Source organism: Paracoccus shanxieyensis (assembly GCF_009711265.1).
GTDB classification, from domain to species: domain Bacteria; phylum Pseudomonadota; class Alphaproteobacteria; order Rhodobacterales; family Rhodobacteraceae; genus Paracoccus; species Paracoccus shanxieyensis.
In genome coordinates this window covers 76,602-97,000 of the sequence record NZ_WMII01000008.1, presented here as the reverse complement: position 1 = coordinate 97,000, position 20,399 = coordinate 76,602, and the positions used below count along the sequence as shown (strand labels likewise).

The following is a 20,399-nucleotide window of genomic DNA, read 5'->3' as shown; positions in this document are numbered from 1 at the left end:
CCCCCTTCGCGGGGGCCTTTCCGGATCAGGCGACGAACAGGGATGGCCGCGTCAGCGTTTCCGGGCGCAGAATCGCATCCAGCCGGTCCTTGGGCAGCAGACCCTTTTCCAGCACCAGCTCATAAACGCCGCGTCCGGTCAGATGCGCCTCGGTCGCAACTTCGGTCGCCGCCGCATAGCCGATATAGGGGTTCAGCGCCGTGACGATGCCGATCGAGCGGCGCACGGTTTCCTTCAGCACATCCCGGTTGGCCGTGATCCCGCGCACGCAGTTCACCTCAAGCGTGGCGCAGCCCGCAACAAGGTGATCGACCGAGCGGAACAGGCTATAGGCGATGACCGGCTCGAAGGCGTTCAGTTGCAACTGGCCACCCTCGGCTGCCATGGTGATGGTCATGTCATTGCCGATCACCTCGAAACAGATCTGGTTCATCACTTCGGGGATGACCGGGTTCACCTTGCCGGGCATGATCGAGGACCCGGCCTGACGGGCGGGCAGGTTGATTTCGTTGAAGCCCGCACGCGGGCCCGACGACAGCAGCCGCAGATCGTTACAGGTCTTTGACAGCTTCACCGCGACCCGTTTCAGGACGCCCGACACCTGCACGAAGCCGCCGCAATCCTGCGTCGCCTCGACCAGATCGGCGGCGGTGACCACGGGGATCACGGTGATTTCGGCCAGCCGCGCGCGCACGCGTTCGGCATATTCGGGATGGGCGGTGATGCCGGTGCCGATGGCCGTAGCCCCCAGATTGATCTCGCAGACCAGCTGCGACACCTCGGCCAGCCGGGCCTCATCCTCGCCGATCATGATGGCATAGGTGTTGAATTCCTGCCCCAGCGTCATCGGCACGGCCTCTTGCAGCTGCGTGCGGCCCATTTTCAGAATGTCATGAAATTCCAGGGCTTTGTCCGCGAATGCGACCCGCAGCGACGACAGCGCGCCGATCAGCTTCTGGATCCCTTTCCACGAGGCCAGCCGCAGCGCGGTCGGATAGACATCATTGGTCGACTGGCTCATATTCACATGTTCATTCGGGTGCAGGAACTTATAATCCCCCCGCGCATGTCCCATGATCTCCAGCGCGCGATTGGCGATTACCTCATTGGCGTTCATATTCGTCGAGGTGCCCGCGCCGCCCTGAATCTGGTCGACCACAAATTGATCGTGCAGGCGACCGGCGCGGATGTCCTCGCAGGCGGCGGTGATGGCATCGCGGCGGTCCGGCGACAGCAGGCCCAGATCGGCATTGGCCAGCGCCGCGGCCTGCTTGATCGCGGCCAGCGAGCGGACCAGTTCCGGGATCTCGCCGATGGGACGACCCGAGATCGGGAAGTTTTCGACCGCGCGAAGCGTGTGCACGCCCCAATAGGCGTCGGCAGGCACTTCGCGATTGCCAAGCAGGTCATGTTCGATGCGGGTTGCCATCATCTGTTCCTTGGACGCATGCGGCCAAGGCCCGCTGAATGCGGGGCGGTCCGGCCATGCTGGATTTTGGATCTTGGTTTGGTGCGGGTGCGAAGGATTTTCGTCCCGCTTCCAAGGATTTAAGCCTGATCGGCCAAGCCTTCAAATGCCAATCGCGACAGGGTTATTCCGTTCCTGCATAACCTTGGCCAAGCTCGCAGGCGGCTTGCCACACGCGGCCGGTGATGCCCCGCCCGCGTGCGGCGTTGCGATACAGCCTGATTTCCATCGGCAGTTCCGGCGCGACGATTTCCAGCCGCCCGGTGCCGATTTCGGACGCCACAAGCAGGCGCGGCAACCAGACGACGCCATGGCCAGCGATCGCCATGCTTTTCATCGATTCCGCCATCGAGGATTCGTCGGTATGCGCGACATAGACCTTGGGCGCGCCGGGTCGTGCCAAAGCGATGCGGGCCATTTCGTTGAGAAAGCTGCCGCGCGAATATTTCAGCAGCGGCATTCCGTCGGTCAGCCATTCGGGCGGCCAGCCGGGCCGGGCCACCGCGACCAGACTGTCATGACCGACGACAAGATGCGGATAGCCCTGCGGATCCAGCGGGATATTCACCTGCGGATGCGCATAGGTCAGGAAGAAGTCATGGCCCCCCTCGGTCAGGGCTTCGATGCAGCGGTCGAAATTCTCGGGTTTGACGCGGCTGGTCATCTGGCCTGTCACGGCCTTCAACCGCATCAACCAGTCCGGCAGGAAGGTGACCGTCAGGCTGTGAAGCGACAGAAAGGAGATCTCGCCGCCCCTTGCGCGGGAGTGATCGCGGAACTCGGTCCGGCGCGCGATGATCATCCGGACCGCCTCTTCGGCGGTTTCGCGGAACAATACGCCTTCGGGCGTCAGGCTGACCGGATAGCTGTCGCGGGACAGCAAATCGGTGCCCAGCCATTCCTCAAGCGCGCGGATCCGGCGGCTGAAGGCGCTTTGCGTGACGCCCCGCAAATCGGCCGAGCGTGAAAAGCTGCGCGTTTCCGCCAGCATCAGAAAGTCTTCAAGCCATTTGAAATCCATGGGATCCCCCATGGCTGATCTAGCGCAGTGTCATGCTTTGCGCCATGCCTTTGGCAGTGCGCTGAGGATGCAGAAGGCCGAAAGCATTAATCGTCGAAGGCGTCGTCTGATCGGACGATTTGGTTGGCTAGGCCCCCGAGCGCAGGATTGTCAGCGCCGCCGCATAAGGGCTGGACACGTCGACATTATTGATCTGCGACCGGATCAGATAATATTTCAAGACCTTTTCAAGGTTCTCTGGCTCGGCAAATTGCGACACGTCGCTACTGCCCGTCAATCTTTCCAGTCTTATTTGAATTTCGCTGTGCTGACGGTCGATCGGCATCCGGCCGAAGGATGAGCCAAGACCCAGCGCGCCTTCAAACACCTGGCGAAGCGGTTTCGATGCAAGGATCTGATACCATTTCGCATTATTGCTGACGTCACTTTTTGCCATTTGTCCCAGTTCCCGCCGGGCATTCATGGCGATCTCGATCTCTTGATGACGCTCACCAATGTTCTTTTCAAAGGACCGCGTGACGTAAAGATCAAGAATTGCGTCGATGTCTGGCGCGGCCTGTGCGTTGTCCAGCGTATTCCCTGCCGTCCCTCCACCAGTGGCTGTCATGCCTAAGGCCTTGTTCAGGCTGAGGTAACGTTTGTCGGACAGCCGGTTCACAAAGCTGTCGCTGTCCGAGGGATCGGCTTCAAGCACCTTGGTGATAAAGGCCTTGTTGGCAATGTCATTGTCCAGACCGAAGGCGCGAAGAGCAACCTGCAGCAGACGGTAATCCGAGACAAGTTCATCGGCCTGTTTGACCGCTGGCATCTTTTCGGCAAAGTAATCGCTGGAGCGGCGGATCTGCAGGTCGTTCTGGAATGTCGTCATCTGCTTGTCGGCCGTCCGCTCAAGCAGCTTCCAGCCCAGATACCCCCCCATTCCAAGTTGGACCGCGTAGCTCATGATCGGGCTGCCGCCAACAGACGCGCTTCACGCGGCAGCAGAGTGCGAAGCTGCTTCAGCGTCTGGTAATAGTTCCCATCAAGCGTCGACGCAGTTGCTGCGTCCAGCGTTGCCATGCTGTCACGATCAATCAGCGCCCGAGACAGCTGCTCAATCCCGATCAGAATATCGCGCCTTGCGCTGTTTTCATCGGCTTCACCGACCAGAAGCAACTGGCACAGATAGCAGGTCCGACTGACAGGTGTTTTTGCGTCGTCAGGATGGATCGCGTCGCGCAGACGCAAGATATTCGCGTTCGGTGTCTTCACCGAAATGCGCGATCGCTTGTCACCATTTTCGATGACGGCGCCGTTGATCAGGACCCGTTCGTTTGGCGCAAGTTTCAGGATAAGGCCGCTCATGCCGGAACCTCGCCACGCAGGCCCTTCATGACCAGCATATTGATGTCGATCAGCGGCTCGGTCGTCGCTTGGCCCGACATAACGCGCTGGCCATGGCGAAGCGAGAAACTTGCCAGCGACAGCAGGCCGCCTTTGGTCTGGTCGTCAAGCTGGTTGCCCTCGTGCGCCAGATCGGCGGCAAGCAGCGTCCAAAGCTCATTGTTCTTTGCCACGGCGGCGATCGTTTCCGGGCCGCTGCAATCGCGTGAAGCTTGCCGCAGAAGGCGCGTCACCCGCGAGAAGACATCGTATTCCATATCGCGCGCGCCACGAATGGCCGGGCTGCCATATGCACGTTCTGAGAAAGGCATCACCGCGTTCAAGATCTTGTTTCCTGATCTGAATATTCAAGAAGGTCGAGGGCGCCCGAAGGCGCCCTCGGGTTTTTCATCAGCCGCGGAACAGCGACAGGATCGCCGACGGGCCTTGGTTGGCGATCGACAGGGCCTGGATGCCCAGCTGCTGTTGCGTCTGTAGCGCCTGCAGGCGGGCCGAGCTTTCTTCCATGTCGGCATCGACCAGCGAGCTGACAGCAAGTTTCAGCGAGTCGCCAAGTTTCGACACGAAGTCCACCTGATCCGTGATGCGCTGACCGGCCGAACCCAGCGTTGCCGCCCCGTTGATCGCGATGGTCAACAGAGCTTCGATCTCGCCCACAGCGGTTGCGGCAGAGTCGGTGTCGGTGATCGCCGTCATGGTTGCACCGACGATATCTGCTTCGAAATCAAGCGATTCGACTTCGATCGTCGAGGCGGTGACGGTCGCACCGGCACGGTCCAGCGAACCCAGAACCGAATAGGTCGTTCCAGCGTTGACACCGTTGGTGCTGAGCAGGTTGACGCCATTGGCCTGCGTCCCGGCGACGATCGCAGCGATCTGTTCCTGTTTCGCCGTGATGTCGGTCTGGATCTTGGTGAAATCCGCATCGCTGCGGTTGCCGCTGGCGGCCAGTTTCTTCATGTCGTCCAGAAGTTTCTGCACGGATTCCGCACCGGTGCGGGCCGTGGCGATCGTCTGGCCTGCAACGTTCAAGTTGGTCTGGATGGTCTTGAACGCCTGTTGGTCGCTTTCCATCGTCTTCGCGATGGACCAGATTGCGGCATTGTCCTGAGCGGTGCTCACGGTTTTGCCGGTCGAGATCTCGGATTGCGTCTTTGCCAGGTTCGCGTTGATCCCTTTCAGGGTCTGCAACGCGACGACGGCCGAGCTGTTGGTCAGAATGCTGGACATATTATCACTCCATGAATAAGGGCAGTTCCGCCCTTTCTGATATGAAGGCCTTCTGACCTGCGGGATTTCCCGGTGCTTCCTTGCACAAGACGGGTTTTATCCGTCACCTCTGAATAAAGTCTGAATTTCCATCGCCACCCAAGAAAAGAAACTCAGGCATTTTACTCAATACTTCCGAATCTGGCGAGCTTGGGTGGAATTTACCTGCATATTCCCGGCGCGATCATAGGTTCCAAGGCTGCGGCCCAGTCGCATCAATTCTGCAATCTGTTTCTGTGCAGCAGCGATTCCCGCCGCCGCGGCATCGGAATGTTCGCGAATCGCCCGCAGTTCGCGCAGAACGGCATCGCGGTCGGGCAATGATTCGAAGTCTGCCTTCGCCTCGATCTCATGCAGGATTGCTGCCGCGCGGTCGGGTGCGACATCCTGCACGGCCTGCCGCGCTTCCTGCAGTTTTTTCAGGATATCGATCATTGCAACAGCTTTCCTGCGAAGCCCAGGTCGATCCGTTCGGCAAGCGCCTGCGCATAGGTTTCGGTCAACATGCTGGAAAACTGATCTTCGCCGATACCGCCGCCGAATGACCCCTCGATCGGCTTTGGCCCGGCATATTTCAACATTTCAGTAAGAAATGCTTTTTCCAACCCGTCGGCTATATTCTTATGTGTGGGAAGGGGTGGTTGATGGGACAGGGAATTCACGATCATGGGTGGCTCCGAAATGTTTTGATGGCGGCATAATTTCATATGGCGGTAAATATTTGGTAATCAGCAGGTGGTATTCAACCAGTGAACAAGTTGGGTCCACGATATGCATCTTGGTATTTTTGAACCTGCCCTTGCAGCGCCGTTCACTGCAAAATCACTGGAACGGCCCGATCAGGATTCGGCGTCGGGGTTTCTGGCGACTTTCGATCAGCTTACTGCCGTCGAAGCGGTGGCGGCTGGTGAAATGCAGGATCTGGGGCAGGCTGACGCGGACGAAGATATAGGCGATGACGCAGATGTGGTGGACATCAACGCGATTGCTGCTGGGCAACAGCCTATCCCTCCGGATGCGGCTTTGCTGCAGTCTGTTGCGGATGTCACCGCTGCCACCGATGGGTCCTCTGATCGGGCAGGGGCCGAAACCGAGGGGACGGTCGATCAGCCGCTTCAGACGTCTGATGCCGATATGTCATCCGGGGCAGGCATTCCGCAAAAGGCCGAGGCAACGGCGGCGTATCCGGCTGGTTCGGGACATGGAAAGCAGGCTCAGGCAGAAGCCATGACGGTTGGTCAAAAGCAGGCGCAATCAGCGCTGGTGCAGGTCACCACCGCCGATGGGGGCGGTGCCGATATTTTAGGTGATGGGGACCCCGCAATCGACGCCGCCCAGACCTGGGCTGAGGATGTTGCACCGCAATCCGGGCAGGATACGTTGTCCGGGCGCATGGTTGCAGCGACTGAGCCGTCGGCGGCAGCCTTTGATCCGGGTGCTGGGTCTGGCGCGAACACGGCTCAGGATGGCAGCAGTCCTGCACCGCAGGCCGCAGAGACGCTGAAGCCGGAAACGCCCGCGTCGCTGCAGGATATTGTGGTGGATCTGACGCTGCATGTCGCGAAAGAGCTGCGTGCAGAGCCGATCATGGCATCCCACGCTTTGCGCCTGCCGCATGTGGATCCGCGCGAAGTGACGCGGCAGATCTCGGAAAAGCTGGCGCAGGCGGATCAGAACCGCGTTGAAATCACCCTCAGCCCCGAGGAGTTAGGCAAGGTGCGGCTGATCGTGACGCCGGGCGACACCCCCAGCGTCGCGGTCTATGCCGAAAACCGCGACACGCTTGAGCTTTTGCGTCGTCATGCCGACCTGCTTGGCCGCGAATTGCGCGACGCGGGTATGAGCGGTGCTTCGCTGCATTTCGGCGATTCAGAACAATCCGACCGCAGCTTCCGAGCCTCGTCTCAGGCAAGGCAAGGTCGCGGTGAACATTTTGCGGAGGCTGCCCCGCAGCAAGCCTCCATTCCCCCCGCTTCGGTTTCCGGGCGGCAGATCGACATGCGTATTTGAGAGGACATGACATGGTAAGCTCGGTGGGCGCCACGCCCGCAAATTCCACGACAGGCTCGGCGTCCGTCATCAGCGCCGCCGCGTCGACGGGTGGTGATTTCGAGACATTCCTGAAGATGCTGACCACGCAGCTGCAAAATCAGGACCCGCTGAGCCCAATGGAAAGCACCGAATTTGCGGTGCAGCTTGCGACATTTTCCGGCGTCGAACAGCAGGCCCGCACCAACAGCTTGCTGACCCAGCTTGTCGAAAGTTCGGGCGGCGGTCAGTTGGGGCAGTTGTCGACATGGATCGGGCGCGAGGTGCGGACGACGGCCCCGGTGTGGTTCCAGGATGCGCCGGTCACGCTTGAACTTGCGCCGGCGGCAGATGCCGATTCCGTCACGCTGGTTGTGCTTGACGCAAATGGCCGCGAAGTCTCGCGTGAAAATGTCGGCACCGGCGCGGGTGAGGTGGATTGGCGCGGCCGCAACGCGGACGGAGAGTTGCTGCCCGCCGGGCTTTACCAGTTCCGCACCGAATCCCTGAAGGGCGGAGAGGTGGTCGCAACCGCCGATGTCGCCGCCTATTCCAAGGTGACCGGGGCCGAGCTGACCGCGACCGGGTCGGCATTGGTGCTGGAAGGCGACAATGCCGTGTCGCTGGACGAGGTGACGGCGGTGCGGGAATAAGCCCGCATCACCTGTTTCCGTCCGGCCCGTGCCGATCAGAACCCGCCACGGCCATGCGGCTCATCCCAGTCGATCGTCGGGTTGATCGGGATGATGCGATGCGGGTTTATCGTGTCGTGGCTGTAATGATAATGCCGGACGATATGGGCGAAATCGACCGTCTCGGCCACGCCCGGCATCTGATAAAGCTCGCGCGTCCAGGCCCAGAGGTTCGGATATTCCCGCAGCCACGCATGGTTGCACTTGAAATGCGTATGATAGACCGGATCAAAGCGCACGGCCGTGGTGAACAGCCGCCAGTCCGCCTCGGTCAGACGGTTGCCGGTCAGATAGCGATTGGCGCTCAGCAGATCCTCAAGCCAGTCAAGGGACTGAAACAGCGGCACGACGGCCTCATCATAGGCGGCTTGCGAGGTGGCAAAACCAGCCTTGTAGACGCCGTTATTCACCGTGTCATAGATGCGGCTGTTCAGTGTCTCGATCTGTTCGCGCAGATCCTGCGGCCAATAGTCGTCGCGATTGCCGGTCAGACCGTCAAAGGCGCTGTTCATCATGCGGATGATCTCGGCGCTTTCGTTCGACACAATGGTGCCCTGCGCCTTGTCCCAAAGCACCGGCACCGTCACCCGCCCCGAGGCTTGAGGATCGGCTTTCAGATAAATGTCGCGCAGAAAGGGCAGGCCGAACAGATCATCCCCGGTCGCGCCCGGAAAGTCGGTGGCGAAGGTCCAGCCGTCCGACAGCATGTCGGGATGCACCACCGACACGCCGATATGCGGCGCCAGCCCCTTCAGCGCGCGAAAGATCAGCGCCCGATGCGCCCAGGGACAGGCCAGCGAGACGTAAAGGTGATAGCGCCCGCTTTCCGCGGCAAATCCACCGTCTCCCGACGGACCGGCGCTGCCATCCGCCGTGACCCAGTTGCGCCACGAGGTGGTTGTGCGCTGAAAACGCCCGCCCGAGCTTTCGGTGTCATACCATTCGTCATGCCAGACGCCTTCGACAAGCTGTCCCATGTTCCGCCTTTGTTAACAGATCTTTTCCGACTGCTCCCATGGCCCCGGAAAAAGGCCCATCGGGATCTTGAGGTAACGCCTGCCATTGGCATGTGGTTCAGGCAGGCGCCCGCCGGCGATGTTCACCTGCAGCGCGTGCAGGATCAGCCGCGGCATCGGCAGGGTGGCATCGCGCGCCTGCCTCGCGGCAACAAATTCATTTTTCGTCAGATACTTGGATATGTGGCTGTTCGTTGCGCGCTGCTCGGCCACGCTCGATTGCCAGCGCGGCTCGCGGCCGCCTTCGCGGTAATCATGGCCGGTAAAGATGCGCGTCGCGTCGGGCAGGGCAAGGATCGCTTGGATCGACTCCCACAGGGTTTCGGCGCTGCCACCGGGGAAATCCGCCCGCGCCGTGCCGCTGTCGGGCATGAACAGCGTGTCATGCACAAAGGCCGCGTCGCCCACGACATAGGTGACCGAGGCCAGCGTATGCCCCGCCGACAGCATCACCCGCGCCGACAGCTCTCCGATCTGGAAGGTGTCGCCATCGGCAAACAGCCGGTCCCATTGCCGGCCATCGCAGGGCAGTTCGGGCCAGTCATAGAAATCCTGCCACAGCTTCTGCACCTCACGCACCCGCTCGCCGATGGCGGTGGGGGCGCCAGTCCGGTCGCGCAGATAGCTGGCGGCGGAAAAATGGTCGGCATGGGGGTGGGTGTCCAGAATCCACTGCACCGTCAGCCCCTCGGTGGCCACGAACTCCAGCAGCCGGTCGGCCTGAATGGTTGCGGTCGCGCCGGATTTTTCGTCATAATCCAGCACCGGATCAATGATGGCGCATTGGCCGCTGGCGGGATCGGCGACGACATATTGGATGGATCCGCTGCATGGTTCATAGAACCCTGTTACCTTTGGGCAGCCATTCATGGAATATCCTTCTGCGCATCAAAACCAAGCCGGAATTTCATCCGGGATATAGCGCGGCCGCCGGAAAACGGCAACTATTCGCGGCTAAGCGCCACCACCGGATCCAGACGCGCCGCCGCGCGTGCGGGCAGAAAGCCAAAGGTGATGCCGATCAGCGTGGAACTGAGGAAGGCCACGACGATCGACAGCGTGGAAAAGGACAGCGTGACCGCCGCGCTCAGCCAGCCCAGCAGCAGTCCCGCACCCAAGGCCAGCGCGATGCCCAGCACGCCGCCGACCAGACAGACCAGCACCGCCTCGATCAGGAATTGCCCGACGATATCGCTGCGGCGCGCGCCGATGGCGATGCGCACGCCGATCTCACGCGTGCGCTCGGTCACGGAAACCAGCATGATGTTCATCACGCCGATGCCCCCCACGATCAGCGAGATCACGGCGATCATCGCCACCAGCAGCGTCAGCGTCCGCGTGGTCGAGGTGACGGTCTGCCGGATCGTGTCGCTGTTGGACAGGAAGAAATCCCGCGTGCCGTGGCGGGCCAGCAGCAGGGCGTCGATTTCGTCCTGGGCGTGCTGCATGTCGTAATCATCCGCGATCTGCACGCCGATGCTGTTCAGATGTTGCTGGCCGGTCAGCCGCGACATCGAGGTGGTATAGGGCACGAAGATGTTCAGGTTGTCCGGCCCGAAACTGGCGCCGGTCAGTTGCACGACGCCGATGACGCGCACCGGCACCCGGCCCAGCATCAGCACCTGCCCGATGGGATCGGCGCCCGCGAAGAAGGTGTCGCGCGTATCGGCGTCGATCACCGCGACCTGCGACAGTTGCGCCACGTCATCCGCGCCGAACAGGCTGCCCGCGACGGTGGCATAGGCGTGGACCTGAAAATAATCGCTGCTGACGCCGCTGATCTGGGCCGTGGCCTCGACATTGCCGGCGATCACCGTGGCCGAGCTGCTGACGGCGGGTGACACGCCGCGGGCATAGGGCTGGGCCGCGATGGCCTGCGCATCCGACGGCACAAGCGTGCGGATCCGCCCCGATCCCGGTCGTCCAAAGCCCAGACCGGCCCGCACGGTGATGGTGTTGGTGCCCAGCGTGCTGATGTCTTGCAGGACCTGCCGCTGGCTGCCCGTGCCCAGTGCCACCACCAGAACGACCGAGGCGATGCCGATAATGATCCCCAGCATGGTCAGAAAGCTGCGCAGCCGGTGCGCCGACATCGCCCGCAGCGCCATCTGCGCGGTTTCCGACAGGCGGCGCAGCGACGCGGTGGCCGAACCCGAGGCCGTCAGCGGTCGTGCCGGGCGTGTCGCCGCCGTGGTTTCGGGCCGGGAATCGCGGATGATGCGGCCATCGCTGATCTCGATCACGCGATGGGCGCGGGCGGCCACGTCGGGGTCATGCGTGACGATGACGATGGTATGGCCCTGCCGGTTCAGTTCCAGCAGCAACTGGATCAGATCCTCGCCGCTTTTGCTGTCCAGCGCGCCGGTCGGTTCATCGGCAAGGATCACCTCGCCGCCATTCATCAGCGCCCGCGCGACCGAGACACGCTGCTGCTGGCCGCCCGACAATTCGCTTGGCCGGTGATCCAGCCGCGTCTGCAGGCCAAGCTGGGTCAGCAAGTCCACCGCCCGCGCCCGACGCGCCGCGGCAGGCACGCCGGCATAGACGGCGGGGGTTTCGACGTTTTCCACCGCGTCCAGATCGGGCAGCAACTGGTAACGCTGGAAGATGAAGCCGAAATGCGCCCGCCGCAGCCGCGCCAGGTCGTCGGGCGACAGCGCGCCGACATCCTGCCCGTCGAACAGATAGGTGCCGCGCGTAGAGCGGTCTAGACAGCCCAGAATGTTCATGAGCGTCGACTTGCCCGACCCCGAGGTGCCGATGATCGCCACCATCTCGCCGGGCCAGATGTCGATATCGACATCGCGCAGGACGGTGATGTCTTCGTCGCCTGCGGCAAAGCTGCGGCTGATGCCGCGGGCCGAAATCAGCGGCGCGCCCATGTCAGAACCCCATCGGGCGGCGCATCCGCCGCGCGCCGTCGCCTGCGGCCTCGGCCCCGCCGGTCACCACCAGATCGCCCTCGGCCAGACCCGAGGTCACCTCGACCCAGACCTTGTCGCTGAGCCCGGTCTGCACGCGGCGGGTTTCGACCGCCTGTCCGGTCCAGACCTGCACCGTCCCGCCGCGCAGCGCCGATGCCGGGATGCGCAGCACGTCGCGCGCATCGGCCAGATTGATGCTGACCTGCGTGGTCATGCCGATGCGCAGCACATGGCCGGGATTGTCCACCTGCATCAGGCCGTTGTAATAGATGGCGGAATCCGTCGATATCGTGTCGGATGTCTTGATCTCGCTGGGGGCGGGTTCGATGGCGCCCAGCTTGGCTGCATAGCTCTGCCCCGGTTCGCCCAGAATGGTGAAGCTGACATCCTGACCGGGCTGGACGCGCACGACATCCGCCTCCGAGATCTCGGCCTTGACCAGCACGCGGTCCAGATTGGCCAGCTTGACCAGCGTCGGCGCGGATTGGATCGAGTTGATGGTCTGCCCGGCCTCGACCACGATCGCCACGACCGTGCCGTCGATCGGCGCGGTGATCCGCGTGCGTTCAAGGCTGATCTTGGCGGTGGACAGGCTGACCTCGGCGCGGGCCTTCTGGGCGGCCAGCGCATCCAGTTCCGCCAGCGCCACGTCCACATCCGCCGACGCGCTTTCCACCGTCTCTCGCGACGAAAAGTTGCTGGTCCCCAGCTTCTTCTGCCGCTCCAGCACCTGCCGCGCGCGGGTCAGGTTGGCGTTCTTGGCGGCGATCTGCGCCTGAATATTGGCCAGATCGGCCTCGGCCTGCTTGACCTCATTCTGCTGATCCAGCGAATCCATCTCGGCGATCAGGTCGCCTGCCTTGACGGTCTGGCCAAGGCTGACCGGCAGCGTCTCGATCCGGCCCGAGACGCGGGCGCCGACGCTGACCAGCTGGCTGGCCTCGATCTGGCCCGAGGCCAGCACGCTGGAGGTAATGTCGCCGCGCGTGACGGCCATGGTCGCGGGCGGCGCTGCCGCCTGACTGCGCATGTCGGACCACCACCACAGCCCGGTGGCGGTCACCGCCAAGGCCAGCACAACAAGAATGTATCGAAATTTCATGGGAATCCGTCTTCGTCTTGCGGGCACATTAGCCGGGCGATCCCAAATGCCAAGGAAACGGCGCGTTTATCCTGTGTTGTCGCGGGGGCGCACGACATGTGCCACGCGCCCCCGGAGGATCATTCGATCTCGACCAGCAGATCCTTGGCGTCGATGCCCTGACCGGCGCTGACATGCAGCGCCTTGATGGTGCCTTCGCGGTCGGCATGCAGGCCGGTTTCCATCTTCATGGCTTCGATGGTCAGCAGCAGATCGCCGGGACTGACTTTCTGGCCCGCGCTGATCGCGACCGAGGCGACGACGCCCGGCATCGGCGCGCCGACATGGCCGTCATTCGCGGGGTCTGCCTTGGGCCGCGCCGCCGTCTGGGCCTTGACCTGACGGTTCGGCACGCGGATGACGCGCGGCTGGCCGTTCAGATCGAAAAACACCCGCACATCGCCGTTTTCGTCGGTATCGCCGATGGTCTGCAGCCGGATCTCCAGCGTCTTGCCGGGGTCGATCTCGGCCTCGATTTCCTGCCCCGGCTCCATGCCATAAAAGAACGTCCGCGTCGGCAGCGCGCGCACCGGCCCATAGGTCGCATGGCGCGCCATGTAATCAGTAAAGACCTTGGGATACATCAGGTAGCCGTTCAGATCCTCATCGTCGATCTCGGTGGCCAGATCCTCGGCCAGTTTCTGGCGCGTGGCCTCCAGATCGACGGGGGGCATATGCGCGCCGGGCCGGGTCGTCATCGGGGCTTCGCCCTTCAGGATCTTCTTTTGCAACGCCTCGGGCCAGCCTCCGGGCGGTTGGCCCAGATTGCCCTTCATCATGTCGACGACGCTGTCGGGGAAGGCCACCTCGACGGCGGGGTCTTCGACCTGCTGCCGCGTCAGCCCTTGGGCCACCATCATCAGCGCCATGTCGCCCACCACCTTGGAGCTGGGCGTGACCTTGACGATATCGCCGAACATCTGGTTCACCTCGGCATAGGTCTGGGCGACCTCGTGCCAGCGTTCCTCAAGCCCAAGGCTGCGCGCCTGCGCTTTCAGGTTGGTGAACTGACCGCCCGGCATCTCGTGCAGATAGACCTCCGAAGCGGGGGCCTGCAGACCGGATTCGAAGGCCGCGTATTGTTCGCGCACCGCTTCCCAATAGTTCGAGATCTCGCGGATGGCGGCAATATCAAGACCGGTGTCGCGGTCGGTATGGCGCAGCGCCTCGACGATCGAACCCAGCGTCGGCTGGCTGGTATTGCCCGACAGCGCATCCATGGCGCAATCCACCGCGTCGACGCCCGCATTGGCCGCAGCAAGGATCGTGGCCCCGCCGATGCCGCCGGTGTCATGGGTGTGGAAATGCACCGGCAGGCCGATCTCATCCTTCAGGGCGCGCACCAGCAGGCTGGCCGAGGCGGGTTTCAAAAGCCCCGCCATATCCTTCAGGCCCAGCACATGCGCGCCCGCATCCTTCAGCGCATGGCCCATCTGGATGTAATACTGCAGGTCGTATTTGGCGCGCTGCGGGTCAAGGATGTCGCCGGTATAGCAGATCGTGCCTTCGCAGATCTTGCCCGAGGCCACGACCGCATCCATCGCGACGCGCATGTTTTCGACCCAGTTCAGGCTGTCGAAGACGCGGAACACATCGACGCCGGTTTCCGCCGCCTGCCGCACGAATTCCTGCACCACATTGTCGGGATAGTTCGTATAGCCCACGCCATTGCTGGCGCGCAGCAGCATCTGCGTCATCAGGTTCGGCATCCGCGCGCGGATGTCGCGCAGCCGCTGCCACGGACATTCCTGCAAGAAGCGATAGGCCACGTCAAAGGTCGCGCCGCCCCAGCATTCCACCGAAAACAGCCCCGGCAGGTTCGCCGCATAGGACGGCGCGACCCGGATCATGTCGATACTGCGCATCCGCGTCGCCAGCAGCGACTGGTGCCCGTCCCGCATCGAGGTGTCGGTGATCAGCAGTTGCTTCTGGTCCAGCATCCAGTCGGCAACGGCTTTCGCGCCCTTGTCCTCAAGCAACTGGCGCGTGCCGGGCACGGGCGCTGCGCGGGGCTTTGGCGGGGTCAGGCTGCGGGCCTTGGCCGGGGGCAGGGCGCGGCCCGCTGTTTCCGGATGCCCGTTGACCGAGATATCGGCGATATAGGTCAGGATGCGCGTGGCGCGGTCCTGACGCTTGTCGAACTGGAACAGGTCCGGCGTGGTGTCGATGAATTTGGTGGTATAGCTGTCATCCAGAAAGGTCGGGTGTTTCAGCAGGTTGATGACAAATTCGATATTCGTCGCCACCCCGCGCACCCGGAATTCGCGCAGCGCGCGGTCCATGCGGGCGATCACCTTGTCGGGGGTCTGGGCATGGGCCGTGACCTTGACCAGCAGACTGTCATAATAGCGCGTGATGACGCCGCCGGAATAGGCCGTGCCGCCATCCAGCCGGATGCCGTTGCCGGTGGCGCTGCGATAGGCGGCGATGCGGCCATAATCGGGGATGAAGTTGTTCAGCGGGTCTTCGGTGGTGACGCGGCATTGCAGCGCATGGCCGTTCAGCCGCACCTCGGCCTGAGAGGCCACGCCGGTCGCCTCGGCCAGCGTCGCACCCTCGGCGATCTGGATCTGGGACTGCACGATGTCGATGCCGGTGACTTCCTCGGTCACGGTGTGTTCGACCTGCACGCGCGGGTTCACCTCGATGAAATAGAAGGCCTGGCTGTCCATATCCATCAGGAATTCGACCGTGCCGGCATTGCGATAGCCGACGGCCTGGCCGATCTTCAGCGCAAGGCCGCAGACCTCATCGCGCTGCGCCTGCGTCAGATAGGGGGCGGGGGCGCGTTCGACGACCTTCTGGTTGCGGCGCTGCACGGTGCAGTCGCGTTCGTAGAGGTGGTAAAGACCGCCATGGCTGTCGCCCAGCAACTGCACCTCGACATGGCGGGCGCGCAGGATCATCTTTTCCAGATAGCCCTCGCCATTGCCGAAGGCGGCTTCGGCTTCGCGACGGCCCTCGCGGACCTTTTCGGGCAGTTCCTCGGGGTTCTGGATCGGGCGCATGCCGCGCCCGCCGCCGCCCCAGCTGGCCTTCAGCATCAGGGGATAGCCGATCTCGGCGGCCTCACGCTTGATGGCGTCCATGTCATCGCCCAGCACCTCGGTCGCGGGGATGACCGGGACGCCCGCCTTGATGGCCACGCGCCGGGCGCTGGCCTTGTCGCCAAGCGCGCGCATCGTGTCGGCGGTGGGGCCGATGAAGGCGATCCCGGCAGCCACGCAGGCATCGACGAAATCGGGGTTTTCCGACAGAAGGCCATAGCCCGGATGGATGGCATCCGCGCCCGATTCCCGTGCCACGCGGATGATTTCAGGGATGCTCAGATAGGCCGCAACCGGCCCCAGACCCGCGCCGATACGGTATGCCTCATCCGCCTTGAAGCGGTGCAGACCCAGCTTGTCCTCTTCGGCATAGACGGCGACCGTCTTCTTGCCCAGCTCGTTCGCCGCGCGCATCACGCGGATCGCAATCTCGCCGCGATTGGCTACCAAGATCTTGTTGAACATCACTTCCCCCATCTCCTCACGGTAGGGTATCCTTAGCCGCGCTGCATCGCAGCGCAAGCCTCAGTCGTGCAGCCTGCCATCGACGCGACGTTTCTGAAAGAACTGCCGCAGCAGCAGGCGCGATTCTTCTGCGCCGATGCCGTCGATCACCTCGGGGCGGTGGTGGCATTGCGGATGGTCAAAGACCCGCGCGCCATGCCGGACGCCGCCCATGCGCGGATCGTCGGCCCCGTAATACAGCACCTGGATCCGCGCGGCCGAAATGGCCGCGGCACACATCGGGCAGGGCTCCAGCGTCACCCACAGCCGCGCGCCGGGCAGGCGTTCGGAGCCCAGCAACCGGCAGGCCTCTCGGATCGCCACGATCTCGGCATGGGCGGTGGGATCGGACCATTCGCGGGTGCGGTTGCCCGCCTGCGCCAGCACCCGGCCATCGGCGCCCACCAGCACCGCACCCACCGGCACCTCGCCGCGCTGCGCTGCGGCATGGGCCTGTTCCAGCGCCTGTGGCATATGCGATGCGAATTTCATGCGTTTTTCTGGCCCGAGATTGCCCAAGGTGCAAGAACCGCTTTCCTCATTGCGGCGTTTGCCCTATGGAACCCGCTTTGCCACCGCAGAGATGCGCAGGAGATCGCCATGACCGATACGCCCGAAGACAGCCCGAAAACCGACGCGACCGATGACGCCGCGAAACCGAAGAACCTTGACCGCATCGCCAAGGTGATCGCGCGTGCCGGGCTTGCCAGCCGCCGCGATGCCGAACGCATGATCGTCGAAGGCCGCGTCAAGGTGAACGGCAAAAAGATCGACAGCCCCGCGCTGGACGTGACGCCGGACGACAAGATCAGCGTCGACGGCAAGCCGCTGGACGAACCGCAGGAAACCCGGCTGTGGATGTATTACAAGCCGCTGGGTCTCGTGACCTCGGAATCGGATGAAAAGGGCCGCCAGACCGTCTTTGACGCGCTGCCCCGCGATCTGCCCCGCGTGATGAGCGTGGGCCGGCTGGACCTGAATTCCGAAGGTCTGTTGCTTTTGACCAATGACGGAGAGCTGAAGCGTCGCCTTGAGCTGCCGACGACCGGCTGGTTGCGCCGCTACCGCGTGCGCGTCAACGGCCAGCCCAATGATCTGACCTTTGCCCCCCTGCGCCGCGGCGTCACCATCGACGGCGAGGAATTCGCCCCCATGGAGATCGCGCTGGACAGCCAGCAGGGTGCGAATGCCTGGCTGACCGTCGGCATCCGCGAAGGCAAGAACCGCGAGATCCGCCGCGCCATGTCCCATATCGGGCTGATCGTGAACCGGCTGATCCGCATTGGCTATGGCCCCTTCAAGCTGACCGGCATGGAGGAAAACGAGGTGCGCGAGATCAAGCGCAAGGTGCTGCGCGACCAGCTTGGCGGTCTGCTGACCGGTGAAGAGGTCGAAGCCAAACCCCGCGACTTCCGCGAGCGTGGCGCAGGTCGCCGGGACGAGGATGGCGACCGCCGCCCCTTCGCCCGCCGCGAAGACGGTGACCGCAAGCCGTTTGCCCGGCGCGAGGACGGCGACCGCAAGCCCTATGCCCGCCGCGAAGACGGCGACCGCAAGCCTTATGAGAAGCGCGAAGGTGGCGACCGCAAGCCCTATGGCGACCGTCCGCAATCGGATCGCCGCCCCTTCGCCAAGCGTGAGGATGGCGACAAGCCCTTTGCCCGCCGCGACGGCAAGCCCTTCGCCAAGCGCGAGGACGGCGACCGCAAGCCCTATGCCCGCCGCGAAGACGGCGACCGCAAGCCTTATGAGAAGCGCGAAGGCGGCGACCGCAAGCCTTACGGCGACCGTCCGCAATCGGATCGCCGCCCCTTCGCCAAGCGTGAGGATGGCGACAAGCCCTTTGCCCGCCGCGACGGCAAGCCCTTCGCCAAGCGCGAAGATGGTGACCGCAAGCCGTTTGCCCGCCGCGAAGACGGCGACCGCAAGCCCTATGAGAAGCGTGAAGGTGGCGACCGCAAGCCCTATGGCGACCGTCCGCAATCGGATCGCCGCCCCTTCGCGAAGCGTGAGGATGGCGACAAGCCCTTTGGCCGCCGCGATGGCAAGCCCTTCGCCAAGCGCGAAGATGGTGACCGCAAGCCCTATGCCCGCCGCGAAGACGGCGACCGCAAGCCTTATGAGAAGCGCGAAGGTGGCGACCGCAAGCCCTATGGCAAGCCCGAGGGCCAAAGTGGCAAACCGGGTGGCAAGCCCTATGGCAAACCGGGTGGCAAGCCGGGCGGATTTGCTGGCAAGGGCGGTCCCAGAACCACAGATCGCACCCCCGGCAAGGGGACGCGACCCGAGGGAAAAGGTCCGCGTCGCGGCTGAGGCCGCTGGATCGGTCGCGGGGGCATGGCCCCCATGACTTCGGGATCAAGATGGGGTGCGGCTGTCCGCGCCCCGTTTTCATGCGGGCGGTTGGCCCGGTATGTCGTGCAGGCCGCGGGCCCGCAGCGTCGCGGGGCCGTCGGCCAGATCGGATTACTTGGTCAGGATCAGCTTGCCCGCGCGGGTGATGCGCAGGTTATAGACCTGGTCGCCCAGCACGATCAGGGCCTGATTGCCGCCGGCGGTCAGCACTTCGGCATCATGTTCGGGCAGACGCTGCAGCGCGGTTGCACCGGGGCGGGAGAATTCGGCGGGGCGAGTCGCGGTCATGTCCAAGTTCCTTGTTCCTCATAAAGCGCGGTAACAATAACCTGACAAAATCCATAAGGGATGTCAAAGGAAAATAGTCGGGAATTATTCCCGCCGGGGATTTCCCTGATTTCAAGGGGGTGCCACGGCGATCATCCGCTCGGGCCGCCATGATGCATGGCAAAAAGGGCGGATGCCAGCCCCGGCATCCGCCCTTTCTTCCTGCCGAACGAAGGGGTTCGTCAAGGAAGCCTTATTTGCTAAGGCAATCCGCAAATGTCTTGCCCATGGCGCGCAGAATATCGGCATAGCCGTTGCCGACCGCCGCGCTGCCTTCCGGGGCCAAGGCGCCGCCGTCGCGCGCGCCGCTGCCCTCGATCACCACGTGCAGCAGCTTCGGATCGTGGTTCGCCTCGGGGAAGGCGCATTGCGCACCGGCTTCGCGGATCTGGGCCTGAATCTCGCGCAGCCGCGCCGCCGAGGGCGTGCTGGCATCGCCAAGGCTGACCGGAATCGCCGGTTCCAGCCCGAAATGCTGGGTGAAATAACCATAGGCGTCATGAAAGACGACGAAATGCTTGCCCTTGGCGGGGGCCAGATCGGCCTGCAACTGGGTATCCAGCGCGGTCAGTTCCTGAACGCCCTGCGCGGCATTGGCGCGATAGGTCTCGGCATGTTCGGGATCGCGCTTGGCCAAGGCTTCGGCAATCGCGCCCAGCCACAGCTTGCCGTTTTCCGGGTCCAGCCATGCATGCGGGTCCGTGCCGGAATGGTGGTGATGCTCGCCCTCCTCATGGTCATGGTCATGGTCATGGTCATGGTTATGGTCGTGACCTTCTTCATGCTCATGCCCATCATGCCCGGCGGCATATTGGCGCAGGTGGGTCTGCGGCACCGTCAGCAGCGGCAGCGAGGCCTCGGCAGGCAGTTCCTTGGCCGGGCGCTCCAGCCACGGCGCCAGTTCCGGGCCGATCCAGACCAGCAGATCGGCGTTCTGCAGGCTGCGCGCCTGACTGGGGCGCAGCTGATAGTGATGCGGATCGCCGCCCGCCTGCATCAGCACGGTGGGACTGCCCAGATCCCCCATGACCTGCCCGACCAGCCCGGCAACGGCGGGGATGTCGGTGACGACATCGGGCACCTCGGCCAGGGCGGGAAGGGCCGACAGGCAAACAGCGGTCGAAGCGATCAGGGATCGGCGGAACGTCGGGGACATGCGCGGGCTCTCTTGTAGAAACGCCACGCTTATTTATGTTATATCGTAACCCGTCAAGTGAAATGTGA

19 protein-coding genes are annotated in these 20,399 nt (G+C 63.3%); 3 read left to right on the top strand and 16 right to left on the bottom strand.

Annotation, left to right across the window (positions count from 1 at the left end):
• Nucleotides 1-25 precede the first annotated feature (25 nt).
• The 8 genes from aspA to GL284_RS10140 all read right to left on the bottom strand — a co-directional run bounded on the left by aspA (nt 26) and on the right by GL284_RS10140 (nt 5,809).
• On the bottom strand, nt 26-1,432 hold the full coding sequence (gene aspA / locus GL284_RS10175) for an aspartate ammonia-lyase (RefSeq protein ID WP_155044506.1): 1,407 nt from the start codon (nt 1,430-1,432) through the stop codon (nt 26-28).
• 160 nt (nt 1,433-1,592) lie between these two features.
• Nucleotides 1,593-2,489 carry a LysR family transcriptional regulator gene (locus tag GL284_RS10170; RefSeq protein ID WP_155044505.1) on the bottom strand — a complete coding sequence of 299 codons (897 nt, stop codon included), beginning with the start codon at nt 2,487-2,489 and terminating at the stop codon, nt 1,593-1,595.
• A 127-nt stretch (nt 2,490-2,616) separates the two neighbouring features.
• Complete coding sequence (locus GL284_RS10165) at nt 2,617-3,432, bottom strand: DUF1217 domain-containing protein (protein WP_155044504.1); 816 nt, start codon at nt 3,430-3,432, stop codon at nt 2,617-2,619.
• On the bottom strand, nt 3,429-3,833 hold the full coding sequence (gene flbT / locus GL284_RS10160) for a flagellar biosynthesis repressor FlbT (protein WP_155044502.1): 405 nt from the start codon (nt 3,831-3,833) through the stop codon (nt 3,429-3,431). Before flbT ends, GL284_RS10165 begins: the two co-directional genes overlap by 4 nt.
• Complete coding sequence (locus GL284_RS10155) at nt 3,830-4,183, bottom strand: flagellar biosynthesis regulator FlaF (protein WP_155044501.1); 354 nt, start codon at nt 4,181-4,183, stop codon at nt 3,830-3,832. The genes flbT and GL284_RS10155 overlap by 4 nt, the downstream gene beginning before the upstream one ends.
• A gap of 79 nt (nt 4,184-4,262) precedes the next feature.
• Nucleotides 4,263-5,102, bottom strand: coding sequence for a flagellin N-terminal helical domain-containing protein (locus GL284_RS10150; RefSeq protein WP_155044500.1), 840 nt, complete (start codon nt 5,100-5,102; stop codon nt 4,263-4,265).
• Between the two features lie 165 nt (nt 5,103-5,267).
• Nucleotides 5,268-5,576: a hypothetical protein gene (locus GL284_RS10145; RefSeq protein ID WP_155044499.1), complete on the bottom strand. Its 309-nt coding sequence runs from the start codon at nt 5,574-5,576 to the stop codon at nt 5,268-5,270.
• On the bottom strand, nt 5,573-5,809 hold the full coding sequence (locus tag GL284_RS10140) for a rod-binding protein (RefSeq protein WP_155044498.1): 237 nt from the start codon (nt 5,807-5,809) through the stop codon (nt 5,573-5,575). The genes GL284_RS10145 and GL284_RS10140 overlap by 4 nt, the downstream gene beginning before the upstream one ends.
• A 103-nt stretch (nt 5,810-5,912) precedes the next feature.
• On the opposite strand from GL284_RS10140, the gene fliK reads away from it, so the two are divergent.
• Entirely contained in the window at nt 5,913-7,151 is a 1,239-nt protein-coding gene (gene fliK, locus GL284_RS10135; RefSeq protein WP_155044496.1) for a flagellar hook-length control protein FliK, read from the top strand.
• A gap of 11 nt (nt 7,152-7,162) precedes the next feature.
• The gene (locus GL284_RS10130) at nt 7,163-7,822 is read left to right on the top strand and encodes a flagellar hook capping FlgD N-terminal domain-containing protein (protein ID WP_155044495.1); all 660 of its coding nucleotides are present in this window, start codon (nt 7,163-7,165) and stop codon (nt 7,820-7,822) included.
• A 35-nt stretch (nt 7,823-7,857) separates the two neighbouring features.
• Here GL284_RS10130 and GL284_RS10125 read toward each other — a convergent pair whose 3' ends face one another.
• From GL284_RS10125 to GL284_RS10100, 6 genes are all read right to left on the bottom strand, one after another.
• On the bottom strand, nt 7,858-8,838 hold the full coding sequence (locus GL284_RS10125) for a glutathione S-transferase family protein (RefSeq protein ID WP_155044493.1): 981 nt from the start codon (nt 8,836-8,838) through the stop codon (nt 7,858-7,860).
• A 12-nt stretch (nt 8,839-8,850) separates the two neighbouring features.
• Complete coding sequence (locus tag GL284_RS10120) at nt 8,851-9,747, bottom strand: MBL fold metallo-hydrolase (RefSeq protein ID WP_155044491.1); 897 nt, start codon at nt 9,745-9,747, stop codon at nt 8,851-8,853.
• A gap of 74 nt (nt 9,748-9,821) precedes the next feature.
• Nucleotides 9,822-11,759, bottom strand: a complete 1,938-nt coding sequence (locus GL284_RS10115) for a MacB family efflux pump subunit (RefSeq protein ID WP_155044490.1) — start codon at nt 11,757-11,759, stop codon at nt 9,822-9,824.
• 1 nt (nt 11,760) lies between these two features.
• Entirely contained in the window at nt 11,761-12,903 is a 1,143-nt protein-coding gene (locus tag GL284_RS10110) for an efflux RND transporter periplasmic adaptor subunit (protein WP_155044489.1), read from the bottom strand.
• Nucleotides 12,904-13,022: 119 nt separating this feature from the next.
• Nucleotides 13,023-16,454 (bottom strand): pyruvate carboxylase, encoded by a 3,432-nt coding sequence (locus tag GL284_RS10105; protein ID WP_155044488.1) that lies wholly within the window; start codon nt 16,452-16,454, stop codon nt 13,023-13,025.
• Between the two features lie 60 nt (nt 16,455-16,514).
• A complete protein-coding gene (locus tag GL284_RS10100; RefSeq protein WP_155044486.1) occupies nt 16,515-16,985 on the bottom strand; it encodes a nucleoside deaminase in 471 nt (156 codons plus the stop codon).
• 108 nt (nt 16,986-17,093) lie between these two features.
• Here GL284_RS10100 and GL284_RS10095 point away from each other — a divergent pair, with 108 nt between their 5' ends.
• Nucleotides 17,094-18,806, top strand: coding sequence for a pseudouridine synthase (locus tag GL284_RS10095; RefSeq protein ID WP_155044484.1), 1,713 nt, complete (start codon nt 17,094-17,096; stop codon nt 18,804-18,806).
• Between the two features lie 153 nt (nt 18,807-18,959).
• On the opposite strand, the gene hemP is transcribed toward GL284_RS10095, so the two are convergent.
• Together hemP and GL284_RS10085 are read right to left on the bottom strand one after the other, a co-directional pair.
• Complete coding sequence (hemP, locus tag GL284_RS10090) at nt 18,960-19,136, bottom strand: hemin uptake protein HemP (protein WP_155044483.1); 177 nt, start codon at nt 19,134-19,136, stop codon at nt 18,960-18,962.
• A 232-nt stretch (nt 19,137-19,368) separates the two neighbouring features.
• Complete coding sequence (locus GL284_RS10085; protein WP_155044482.1) at nt 19,369-20,331, bottom strand: zinc ABC transporter substrate-binding protein; 963 nt, start codon at nt 20,329-20,331, stop codon at nt 19,369-19,371.
• Nucleotides 20,332-20,399 lie beyond the last annotated feature (68 nt).